Raw genomic sequence first — 10,063 nt, 5'->3', positions numbered from 1 at the left:
CTGGCAACTGCTGCAGCCGCCTATACCGCGCAGGACATCACCCGCGAAAATCCGATAGTTTCAACCATCTTTCCAAGCGGTGAGCGGGTGCAAATCATTGTCCCGCCAGTTGTCCCTGACGAAACGGTCTCAATCACCATTCGCAAGCCATCATCCGTATCAATGACACTGGACGATTTCGAGGCAGCGGGCTTGTTCAAAAGCACTCGGATTGCCGAAAAGAAGGTCAGCCAGCATGAGTTAGACCTACTCACATTGCTTCGCGCAGGTCATCATGTCGCGTTCTTCGATGCTGCGGTCAAAGCAAAGTTGAACATTCTCATCTCGGGTGCAACCGGCTCTGGAAAAACCACATTTTCCAAGGGATTGATTCAACTCATCCCTTCCGAAGAACGGCTCCTAACTATCGAAGACACACGCGAATTGGTCGTTCCCCAGAAGAATGTCGTGCACATGCTCTATGCGAAGGACGGGCAAGGCACCGCCAATGTCACGGCCAAGCATTTGCTGGAAAGCGCGCTCCGGATGCGACCTGACCGCATTTTGCTTCAGGAATTACGCGATGGAACAGCCTTCTTTTACCTGCGCAACGTCAATTCAGGTCACCCAGGATCGATCACCACCATCCATGCAGATTCCGCCGAACTGGCATTCGAGCAGCTGACTTTGCTAGTCAAGGAAAGCGAAGGCGGCTCTGATCTTGCGCGAGACGATATTCGGACGCTGCTAAAAATGCTCGTGGATTGCGTCGTGCAAATCAAAAAGACAGACGGCAAATTTCGGGTAACGGAGATCTATTATGACCCAGAAGGCAGGCACGCCGCCTGACGGCGGGGCATTAAGATTACTCATCGGAATCCCGTTCGGGCTGCTCATTGCGCTCGCCATAGCCAGCATGATCGGGTGGTTGATTCTGGGCCTGCCCGTTACCGCCTATGATCCGCTCAAAATACCGCAATTCGTGTGGTATTATCGCGGCGATCCGCAAGTTGTGCGGGCGATGGCGGGCGGCTTGATTGGCGGGGGCCTGCTCCTGATTGGCCTGATTTATGCGCTTTGGGCGCGCGGTGCACCGCTTCACGGAGCGGCACGTTTTGCCCGTGAGAGCGAGATAAAACGCCAGGGCTTTCGTAGCAGCGTGGGAATCGTTCTCGGCCGCAAAGGCGGCCGCTTCCTGACCTTTGGTGGCAGCGAACATGTCATCGTCGAAGCTCCAACCCGCTCAGGTAAAGGCACGGGCATTGTCATTCCAAACCTGCTGACATGGCAAGGCTCTGTTGTCGTCCTTGATGTAAAACGCGAAAATTACGATGCGAGCGCGGGGTTCCGCGCTCATTACGGCCAAGCCGTTTATTTGTTCAACCCGACCGACCGCGAAGGCCGCACTGCTCGTTACAATCCACTGGCCTATATCGACCGTAATGACCCGGATGATGTCATCATCGAATTGCAAAAGATCGCAACGATGTTGTTTGTAGCGCCGGATCACGGCGAAGCCTTTTGGTCTAACGGCGCGCGAACCGGATTTGCAGGCGTCGGTGCATGGATTGCAGAAACCAGCGACGAGCCGCTAACAATGGGCGCGATCTATCGCCACCTGAACCAAGGCGATGCGCGGGGCTTTTTCCAAAAGGAACTGAACAATCCCAGTCTAAAGCTGTCCATCGGATGCCGCACGGCGCTGGCCGATTTTGCTGGTGGTTCCGACAATAGCTTTGCCGACGTCAAGAAAACGATCACCAACGTCCTCGGTCTGTGGCTAAATCCCTTGGTCGATGCTGCGACTGCTGCAAGTGACTTCGATCTGCGCGATCTTCGCACGCATCCGATGTCAATTTATCTCGGCGTATCGCCCGACGAACTGGACCGCATTGCCCCGCTCTACAATCTCCTTTTCCAGCAACTTATCGACCTCAACGTGCGAGAATTACCGGACGAAACCACGCCGATACCAGTCCTAGTTATCCTTGATGAATTTGCCAGGCTTGGCCGCGCTTCGGTAATTGCCAGTGCCTTTTCCTATGTTGCGGGTTACGGGATCAGGCTCCTTCCCGTCATCCAATCCCGCTCGCAATTGCGCGGCGTTTATGGCGAGCATGTAACTGACGAAATCGTCGCCAATTGCGGTGTCGAAGTGGCATTTACTCCCAAGGAACTGCGCGTCGCCAACGACCTATCGGATCGCTTAGGGTATGTGGGACAGGAGAGCGTTACCAAGTCGCTCACCATAAACGGATTACTGGCCAACCGCTCGAAGTCTATTTCAGAACAGCGCCGCGCACTGATGCTACCGCAGGAACTGATGCAATTTTCAGCCGATAAGCTGATTTTGCTTCGCGGCGGCATCCCGCCGATTATCGGCACAAAAATTACTTATTTCAGCAGCCGCTTCTTCAAGCGCCGCGCCTTCCCGCCTCCTGAAGTGCCGCTCGTCGCCAAACGGAAGCAAATCAGCGATCCTCAAGCACCGTTCCGGGACATGACCGACGATGAATTGGCCGGACACGACACAAGGGCAATGAACCAAGAAGATATCCTGACCGAAGATTGTCCAAGCTTATACGTCGATACGAGGACGGTGGATCACAATGGAAATGTAACCGGAACAGTGGAAGAAGGAGACGAAAATGGCCGATAAACTCGAAGGTGACTCTTCGTCCGAACGAGGCAGTGCTTCGAAATCAAAAGCTCGGCGATCAAAATTAACGCCTGACCAAACCACGCCGAAAAAGCCAAAGCGTAAATCCGAAAAACCCACGATTACCGATGATCTGACTGGCAGATTCCTGCGTGTAGGCAATAAGGTATACAGAACTTCGGATGATAAAAAACCGATAGTCCGCTTGGAACCAGACCGCCTCAAGACCAGCAACATTGATGCTCTACCTGACATATTGCGGATTGCGAAAGCGAACGGGTGGACAGCAGTAAGGATCAACGGCGGTGATAAATTCAAGAAAGCAGCATTCCTTGCCGCTGCCGCGCAAGGTCTGACAGTAGAAAATTACAAACCGTCCAAAATCGTCCGTGCCGAAGCTGAGCGTCTGCAAGCACGGATTGCGGAACGCGAGAAGCGGCGTGAAGGCAAAAAGCCGGTCAGCAAAGTATCGGGTACGGCGGAAGAGACAATAACATTCAAAACCCTTTCTGATCGCTTTCTAAAACAGACGCATGAAGAAAACGCGCGCGACCCCGAACTGCGACGCGCCCAGAGCATTGTAGCCCAAAGCATTTCGATTACGCGCGCGAAATATCCCGATGATCCGGTCAAAGCATCGAAGGAAGTTGAAGCGAAACGTCAGGATGTTGCCCAGCGCATCGCCAGCGGAGATAGTATCGCAGCCATTCAAGTGCGAGCTCAACAAGCACAGCGCGTGCGCGAAATCACTCAAGATCAGGCAATGAAAAAGGACGGCAGGACGCGTTAAAATCGTCTGGGTGAAGCCTCACGCGACTGTTCTGGTTTCTTACGCTCAATGCCCAGATTTCGAGCATGATGCGCGGCAAAAATTTCCGGCGTGGCATTCATATCGGGATGCTTATCAAGGAATTTGCGAACATCCTCTGCTAGCGTCTGGTCCTCGGATTTTCCGGTTGCTCCGAGCGCAGCAGCAGCTTGCTCATAAGCATGGCGTATCTGTTGCCAGCGGGTTTTACCTTTTGCGATAAATGGTGGAAGACCTGATTGGCCGCGCGCAACAGAAAGAGCCTGTTCATTGGTGCGCCGGTCTGCATCTGTCATTGCCGGGCTTGCCCCACTCGCCAATCGGGCGCGCAATTTGACGAGCGCTATACTCGACCCGGCAATTCCGCGACCCCGCGCCCGTCTTGGCGTTGCTTCGGCGGCAACACCGCGCGCTCGCAGTTCATGGGCAAATCGCTCACGAAATCGGCTAAGCTGAGCAGGACGTGGATTAAATCTAATGCGATCCAGGCCCTCGGCCTGCACAGTCAGATGGACATGCGGACGCGAGGTATCTGTGTGCAATGCTAGGACATAATCATGATTGTCGCTCAGCTCACTGTGGGCAAGCGCACGGACAGCTCCCAACACCTTTTCGGGGTCGGTTCCTGCTGGCATCGAAAATACCAATGACACCGATGATACGGTTGGCCGCGACCGCCATTGCAGCGTGTCGCTCCATTCTTCTGCGCGCTCGGCAATATCGTCCTTTGAAGTCAGTATCTCTCCATCGCGGCTTTCAATATCCACGATTCCTTTGCGCCCGATATAGTCGAGATGGGCTTTGACATGATTGCCGCCGCGTTGACGGCCAGTAACCTTGACCAACACTTCTGGCGCACCCCGTACAATCCGCGCGAGCTTCGCCCTGGCTGTCTTGCCAGTGGCAGCACCGTAACTTCCATAAAGCGGGATATGCACTGATCCGTTAGGATCATGAATATAACGCACCCGATATGCGGGCCGCGTCGCTTCCCATAAAGCCGATTCCAAACCCATTAGTCAGCAACCTTCCAGTAACTCACATCGCCATGCATGGCATCACCGACGGCTGCTATCTGTTCGGAAATTTCCATCCGCATATCAGCGATCCGTCGAAGGTCGTTTTCGATTTTCTTATCGCCGTCATCCATCATTCGCAGATTGGCAGCCTTCATCGCCTGATTGAGGTTGCGGCCAATACGGAGCAATTGCATCCTGATTGGCGCGAGCTCGTTAAGCAGACCATCATCGACGCGAGATTTCAAAGCAATGTGACGGCGCACCAATGCCTTGATCCAGCCTGACCGATTGGTCGAACGCTGTATCGCACGATATTCGATCACGGCAATCTCGGCATCGGTGAAGCGTAGCGAGACACGATTCTGCGCTATTCCTTCGCGGCGTTCTAACAGAGGACGGCCACTATTCTCCTCCAACACCTGTTCAATCATTTGCCGCAAGATCGCGCTTCGACCGCCCCGCCCCACTGCGAAGCTGTCGAGCGCAGATAGCGCTCTAGCATCTAGCCTAATGCTCAGCATCGCAGGTTTCGGATCGGTATTTGTCGCCATGAAATTGCCTCGTGAAACACGGACATTGTAATACAACACGCGCCGCTAGGCATATCCTGCAATTAAGACAAATACCCTAAAACCCCCTAAGAAAAGCGCATCCAAAGCGGCCACATTCATTGAATATGAAGGCACCCTTGGATGCGCTTGGGGGTTAGGCTTTTAAGTGCGTCTGTGAAGCAAGGCTTCCCAAACGGACCGAAGATCGCCGTACGATTTCTTGCTGGCGGCTGGCGGTCGCGCTCCCCCATTCGGCGATCTCGGCAATGGTGCGACCGCAGCCGGTGCAGACGCTGGCCCTGGCGTCCAGCGCGCAAATATCTTTGCAGGGAGATAATGGCCGGTCGGTCATAAAGCCCAACATGCACTTTTATTCGGACGAGTGAAACTGTGACTGCGATGGCCACTCATCGGGACAAACGATCAATTATCCGGAGCTTCGGATATCTTTGCAGCCACTGCTTTTGTTCAAGCCGTTCCAGGAAGACCGACCGCTTCTCATTTGCAAATCGGCCCGCTGCCGTGAGCCGAAGTTCAAACAAATCATCCAGACCGAACGGCGCGGCGATTTCGCACTGGTCTTGGTCGCTCCGTCGAACCGCAACTGCGGTTGCGGTCTCAGGCCAGAAACACATGGCGTCAGTCGCAGACCTGTAATCAGCGTCGCCATTCCTCTCGTTCATTCGCGCTTGATTTTTGACTGACCAATTCAGGTCCGGTCGGATTCTGTGCAACTCTGCTTCGAGCGCTCGATCTTTGGCGGCCTTGGAATCGTCCGAACCAAACCAAATCACATCAATGTCTGCCGTCAATTCACTAGGCATCCGTCCGTGCAAATTATCCCAAACCGCATCTCGAACAAATCCTGCACCTACCCAACAGTCTGCCAAATCAAGCGAGCGCACAATGTCCAACACGGCCCATCGGCTCGGGTCAGCCATCATCAACTTTTTAAGTGCCAAAGCATATTGCATAAGAGAACTACTACATGATTGGGTTTCCAAACGATATTCGATCCGACCTTCCGACTGTCTGGTTTCGTCCAATGTCAGTAAATCATCCGCTCGAACGAACACAACGAAGCCCCGACCGGCAGAGCCGGTCGGGGCGTAGGCGTTTAGGTCAGTTGCCGTTTGAAGTGCGGGCGCGTGACCAGATGAGGTTGTAGGTCTTGCCATCTTCATCGGCGAACAGGCTGGCGAAGATTGGAGCGTTGAAGCTGGGATCGTCGAGTTTGATCGACAGATAGTCGCGATCCTCCTTGCTGGTCTTTGCCCAGGCTGCTCCGATTTCTGCCTTTGCCACGAATACCCGGTGGGTCGGTGCGTTTTCATTCTCGCTTGGTTCTTCGGCGACGATGGTAACATTTTTCTTCTGCAACATCACGGTGACGATTTCGCCGCGATAGTCGTTGCCTGTCTTTTTGAATGTTCCGATATTTGCCATGTTACTTCTCCTTGGTTTGGTCGAACCCGCGCTCATTCGCGGCCTCGATGGCTGATTTCAGGCAGGGGCTTGAACCGATGCACCCGCAGGGCCGAAACGGAGTGGAGGACGGTGCAGACCGGGGTTTCTTGTTTCCGCGAGGAATGCGCGTAGCGCAGGGGAAGAAACTTTGGGCTGCACCGTTGCAGCTAGGGGCAAGAGGCGAAGCCGTCCCCTGCCAATCAAAGCCATTGACGAGGACGTGGATGAGTGCGGCTGACCAATCATGCCAAGGAGATTTGGCTAATACCTAAATGCGTTCAATGTCTGGCTAATAGATTCCGGTCGATATGGCGCTGTCTGTTTGCGGAACGGAGCGATTTCCCCATGCCGACACCAACCGATCATATGAAAGCGTGCTGACACACTAGGCAACGATGGACATGGCTAGTCGGGGTTTCTGCCAATGACAGCAGCAAAGCCGCGACCATTTCGGGCATCGGGAGGCTGCTAGCGCACTGCTTCTGCCAGCCTGTTCGCCGGTGGCGATGGCTCTGACACCAACAGGTAAGGCGCCGCCCCGCTTAAGGACGGCTGCACCCACAACGCTGCCCCAACCGGCTTTGCCGGTCGGGGCTTTGCGGTGATTTTGGAGCGGGCGGCTGACCAGCCGCCCGCCAATGTTTCAAGCTGCAATTCGCTCATTCTCGTCTTTCGTGGACGCAGCTTCGTCCGCTTCCTGCGGTTCCGGCTCGGATGGCTCATCCTCTTCCATCAGCCACTTGGCTCTTTCAGCAGCGGCAACCGTGCCAACGCCGCCGCGTGTCGTATAGGCCGAGGGCGGAAACGCCATCCAGCGCGGAACCCAATGCTCCTGTTTTGCACGACCATTCTCGCCAGTGAGGTGGTCACTGATTATGCCCTTCACCGTCTTGGTCTTTTCGCTGGCGTTGGCGGCAGCAATACTGGCTCCGCCAACATCCGACAAAAGCGCGGTCAGGACTTCGCGGTCACGGACAAGATCGAAGAACGCTTCGTCCGCCGTCCAGTAATCCGCCATTTCCACATCGAGATGGATACCCAATGTCTCGACCAGTTCACTGCCAGCGGCCAGCGTTTCTGCCATAACCACGCCCAATATCTCCATTACGACCGCATCCGGCACATCGAGCAAGCGCAGTAACAGACCGCTCATGCCGTTGCGGGTTTCATGGCCAATCGTAACCGTGGGTTCGTCGGCATCAAAGCCCAGCACTGCCAGAACCGCTCGGCGGCGCTCGTCAAAACGTGCTTCCGCTGCGCTGGTTTCGATGCTTTCGGTGATCGCCTCTTTGCGGCTGCGCTGCTCCTGCACCTTCACATTCCACAAAGGCGAACCGCAAATCGCATGGGCGACCATGACGCGCAGCGCTACATAGGGACTGGCCGCAACTTCGCAGCGCACGGCAGCATGGCGGTGCAGATCGACATATTCCGCCATAGGTCCGGTGATTTCAGGACGCTTGGGCTTTTCTGCTGCGGTGTCCGTCTGTCCGGTTTCCCGAACCCGCGCTTCCTTGACGGTCAGATAACCTTCATGGAACGTCACTTCGCCCTTGGCGCTTATGTCGATATAGACACGCCCACCTTTGCTCTTGGTGGTCTTTTCATGGTCCCAAGTCTGGAAATAGCTGTCTTGCGGAATGATCTGCACATCGCTCCAGCCATCTTCCAGATAGGCCGCCTTCTTCGCTTCAATCGCGGCTGACTGCGCTTCCCAGAACTGGTCCGCATCGGCAAAATAGCCATCTTCGGCAAACAGGTCAGAAACAACCTGCCCCTTGAACTTGACCATATCAAATATCGCGGCGGACGTGGAAATCGACGCGCCGCCAAATAGCCATGCCTTTAGCTGCGCCCCGCGCGGCGCATAGGCTTCTTCATCCCTGAACAATGTCAGCCATGCCTTTTGCTGCGCCTTGCTGGCCAAAGTCAGATGGCGCACCGTAGCAGCATCAATTTCTTCGGCGCGGTAGGCCTTTCGGATGGGCGGCAAGAGATGGCCGAGCGCAAGAATACGCCCCACCATCTTTTCATCCATCCCGAACGTATCGGCAATCTCCGCCGCCTTGCGGCCCTTTTTGACCAGCTGCGTAAATTGTTCCCACTGCGTTACCTCGTCGGGATTTTCACGGACAAGATTCTCGATCAGGGATGCTTCCAAGGCGGCGGCATCGTCGCCTTCTTCGAGTATCGCGCAAGGGAGCGGTCCATCGCTGCCGCCTTCTTCGGCAACCGTGGTTGCGGCGTGATAGCGCCGCCGTCCCGCGACAATCTCAAACGTGTCGGCACTACCGTTCGGGCGAACCAAGAGCGGCACAAGAACGCCCCGCACCCGAACCGAGGGCAGTATATCGCTAATGTCGGGCGGCTTCTTGGCGTTTCGCATATTGGCCGGTGATATGGACAGCTTGGCGAGGTCTATATTTTCGAGTTGCATTGGTTTTCTCCTTCGTAGGTTTCAAGTGATTGGCCCCGCTCCCGTTGCATACGGGGGTGGCGGTGGAAGCGGGGCCGGTGGTCCGCACGGCGGGATTGCCGTGCGGGGTCTGCCGCGCCTTGACCGGTGGGGTGGGCAAGGCGGCGGAAGGGAGTGTTATTCATGGGCTTGGGCCAAAGCAGCGGCCTCAAGCCGCGCTTCATCCTCGGTGATGCGCCCGACCAGTCGGGCCGCATCGGCGTAAACGGTAAGCGTAAAGCGCGCTTCAAAATGAAGGTCGCGCTCGATGGACAGATCAAACGGCAAGGTCAGAGATGCAATCTCTGACAGGCTGACCGAACCGAGTTCAGCGCAGCCGAACCCCAGATCGGCCAGACCGAATAGCGTGTCGCCATCTTCGTCGAGTTCGGAAAGCAGCCAAGTGGCTGCGCCCACCGGATTGAAGAGTTTGACAATTGGCACATGGTCGCCGCGATTCTGGCCGTTGGCGATCAGGCGCTTTCTGTGATCTTTGGTCAGCAGCATCATGGCAAAAACTCCTTTCAGAACATCTCGATCTGGTTGCGGCTGCCCAAATCGAACAGGCCGTGATCTGCGGGTCGCTGGGCCTTCTTGGGTTCCATTGGCGCGTTGGCGCGCATCGCAAGCCTCTGGGCTGGCGTGATCGGCGCAACACCCGAAACCAAGGTCTGGACGCCAGTCGGCGTGACCTCGGCGTCAAGCTGCGGGAAGCTATTATCTGGCGCTGCCCTGCTCATGCCGCGCACTCCGACCGGATCGGCACCTGATCGGTGAACGCCAACAGATAATCCGCCGCCTTGCTGGCCTGACTGGCAGCTTTGAAAATGGCGCGGTTGTCCTGCCGCAATACCGAGAGCCAAGAGCCGAGATAGTCGGCATGGCGAACGGTCGGGACGATACCGAGCGCAGCGCAGAGAAAAGCCGAAGCCAGTTCGGCGCACAATTCCTCTCTCGCATAAAGCGCGGTCCCGAAATTGCCGGATTGATCGCGGCCAAGGCGGGACTTGTGTCCGGTCCAGTGGCCATTATGCCGATATCGGCATAAGTCGCATAATGCCGTAACCGGGATTATGCCGCATCGCATCGAAGAAAGGCGGCTTTCAGTATGATACCGCCAAGGGC

General features: G+C 55.7%; 13 protein-coding genes. 3 read left to right on the top strand and 10 right to left on the bottom strand.

Annotation, left to right across the window (positions count from 1 at the left end):
* The 3 genes from virB11 to V7676_RS18540 form a co-directional block, all read left to right on the top strand.
* The coding region (gene virB11 / locus V7676_RS18550; RefSeq protein ID WP_335661043.1) for a P-type DNA transfer ATPase VirB11 at positions 1-828 on the top strand (828 nt) is incomplete at its 5' end.
* A complete protein-coding gene (locus tag V7676_RS18545) occupies positions 800-2,638 on the top strand; it encodes a type IV secretory system conjugative DNA transfer family protein (protein WP_335661042.1) in 1,839 nt (612 codons plus the stop codon). The genes virB11 and V7676_RS18545, both read left to right, overlap by 29 nt.
* The gene (locus tag V7676_RS18540) at positions 2,628-3,428 is read left to right on the top strand and encodes an LPD7 domain-containing protein (RefSeq protein WP_335661041.1); all 801 of its coding nucleotides are present in this window, start codon (positions 2,628-2,630) and stop codon (positions 3,426-3,428) included. Before V7676_RS18545 ends, V7676_RS18540 begins: the two co-directional genes overlap by 11 nt.
* On the opposite strand, the gene V7676_RS18535 is transcribed toward V7676_RS18540, so the two are convergent.
* The 10 genes from V7676_RS18535 to V7676_RS18490 form a co-directional block, all read right to left on the bottom strand.
* Positions 3,425-4,462 (bottom strand): relaxase/mobilization nuclease domain-containing protein, encoded by a 1,038-nt coding sequence (locus tag V7676_RS18535; protein ID WP_335661040.1) that lies wholly within the window; start codon positions 4,460-4,462, stop codon positions 3,425-3,427. The two genes, V7676_RS18540 and V7676_RS18535, sit on opposite strands and share 4 nt — an antisense overlap.
* Positions 4,462-5,016 (bottom strand): hypothetical protein, encoded by a 555-nt coding sequence (locus tag V7676_RS18530; protein ID WP_335661039.1) that lies wholly within the window; start codon positions 5,014-5,016, stop codon positions 4,462-4,464. The genes V7676_RS18535 and V7676_RS18530 overlap by 1 nt, the downstream gene beginning before the upstream one ends.
* Positions 5,017-5,170: 154 nt before the next feature.
* Positions 5,171-5,368, bottom strand: a complete 198-nt coding sequence (locus tag V7676_RS18525; RefSeq protein ID WP_335660838.1) for a DUF1289 domain-containing protein — start codon at positions 5,366-5,368, stop codon at positions 5,171-5,173.
* A gap of 55 nt (positions 5,369-5,423) precedes the next feature.
* Entirely contained in the window at positions 5,424-6,194 is a 771-nt protein-coding gene (locus tag V7676_RS18520) for a nucleotidyltransferase family protein (RefSeq protein WP_335661038.1), read from the bottom strand.
* Positions 6,139-6,462 carry a DUF736 domain-containing protein gene (locus V7676_RS18515; protein ID WP_335661036.1) on the bottom strand — a complete coding sequence of 108 codons (324 nt, stop codon included), beginning with the start codon at positions 6,460-6,462 and terminating at the stop codon, positions 6,139-6,141. Before V7676_RS18515 ends, V7676_RS18520 begins: the two co-directional genes overlap by 56 nt.
* 489 nt (positions 6,463-6,951) lie before the next feature.
* Positions 6,952-7,146 carry a hypothetical protein gene (locus tag V7676_RS18510; RefSeq protein ID WP_335661035.1) on the bottom strand — a complete coding sequence of 65 codons (195 nt, stop codon included), beginning with the start codon at positions 7,144-7,146 and terminating at the stop codon, positions 6,952-6,954.
* Positions 7,127-8,920, bottom strand: a complete 1,794-nt coding sequence (locus V7676_RS18505) for a ParB/RepB/Spo0J family partition protein (protein ID WP_335661034.1) — start codon at positions 8,918-8,920, stop codon at positions 7,127-7,129. Before V7676_RS18505 ends, V7676_RS18510 begins: the two co-directional genes overlap by 20 nt.
* A 156-nt stretch (positions 8,921-9,076) precedes the next feature.
* Positions 9,077-9,448: a DUF2958 domain-containing protein gene (locus V7676_RS18500; RefSeq protein ID WP_335661033.1), complete on the bottom strand. Its 372-nt coding sequence runs from the start codon at positions 9,446-9,448 to the stop codon at positions 9,077-9,079.
* Positions 9,449-9,462: 14 nt separating this feature from the next.
* Complete coding sequence (locus V7676_RS18495) at positions 9,463-9,678, bottom strand: hypothetical protein (RefSeq protein ID WP_335661032.1); 216 nt, start codon at positions 9,676-9,678, stop codon at positions 9,463-9,465.
* On the bottom strand, positions 9,675-10,063 hold a 389-nt coding region (locus V7676_RS18490), incomplete at its 5' end, for a zincin-like metallopeptidase domain-containing protein (protein WP_335661031.1). The genes V7676_RS18490 and V7676_RS18495, both read right to left, overlap by 4 nt.

Source organism: Parasphingorhabdus sp., from assembly GCF_036963805.1.
GTDB lineage: Bacteria > Pseudomonadota > Alphaproteobacteria > Sphingomonadales > Sphingomonadaceae > Parasphingorhabdus.
This window is presented reverse-complemented; position numbering and strand designations above follow the sequence as displayed.

Excerpts from the sequence above, each read along its gene's own strand:
- V7676_RS18530 (WP_335661039.1), bottom strand. The coding sequence starts at position 5,016 with ATGGCGACAAATACCGATCCGAAACCTGCGATGCTGAGCATTAGGCTA.
- V7676_RS18540 (WP_335661041.1), top strand. The coding sequence starts at position 2,628 with ATGGCCGATAAACTCGAAGGTGACTCTTCGTCCGAACGAGGCAGTGCT.
- V7676_RS18520 (WP_335661038.1), bottom strand. The coding sequence starts at position 6,194 with ATGGCAAGACCTACAACCTCATCTGGTCACGCGCCCGCACTTCAAACG.
- V7676_RS18505 (WP_335661034.1), bottom strand. The coding sequence starts at position 8,920 with ATGCAACTCGAAAATATAGACCTCGCCAAGCTGTCCATATCACCGGCC.
- V7676_RS18525 (WP_335660838.1), bottom strand. The coding sequence starts at position 5,368 with ATGACCGACCGGCCATTATCTCCCTGCAAAGATATTTGCGCGCTGGAC.
- V7676_RS18495 (WP_335661032.1), bottom strand. The coding sequence starts at position 9,678 with ATGAGCAGGGCAGCGCCAGATAATAGCTTCCCGCAGCTTGACGCCGAG.
- V7676_RS18545 (WP_335661042.1), top strand. The coding sequence starts at position 800 with ATGACCCAGAAGGCAGGCACGCCGCCTGACGGCGGGGCATTAAGATTA.
- V7676_RS18515 (WP_335661036.1), bottom strand. The coding sequence starts at position 6,462 with ATGGCAAATATCGGAACATTCAAAAAGACAGGCAACGACTATCGCGGC.
- V7676_RS18500 (WP_335661033.1), bottom strand. The coding sequence starts at position 9,448 with ATGATGCTGCTGACCAAAGATCACAGAAAGCGCCTGATCGCCAACGGC.
- V7676_RS18510 (WP_335661035.1), bottom strand. The coding sequence starts at position 7,146 with ATGAGCGAATTGCAGCTTGAAACATTGGCGGGCGGCTGGTCAGCCGCC.
- V7676_RS18535 (WP_335661040.1), bottom strand. The coding sequence starts at position 4,462 with ATGGGTTTGGAATCGGCTTTATGGGAAGCGACGCGGCCCGCATATCGG.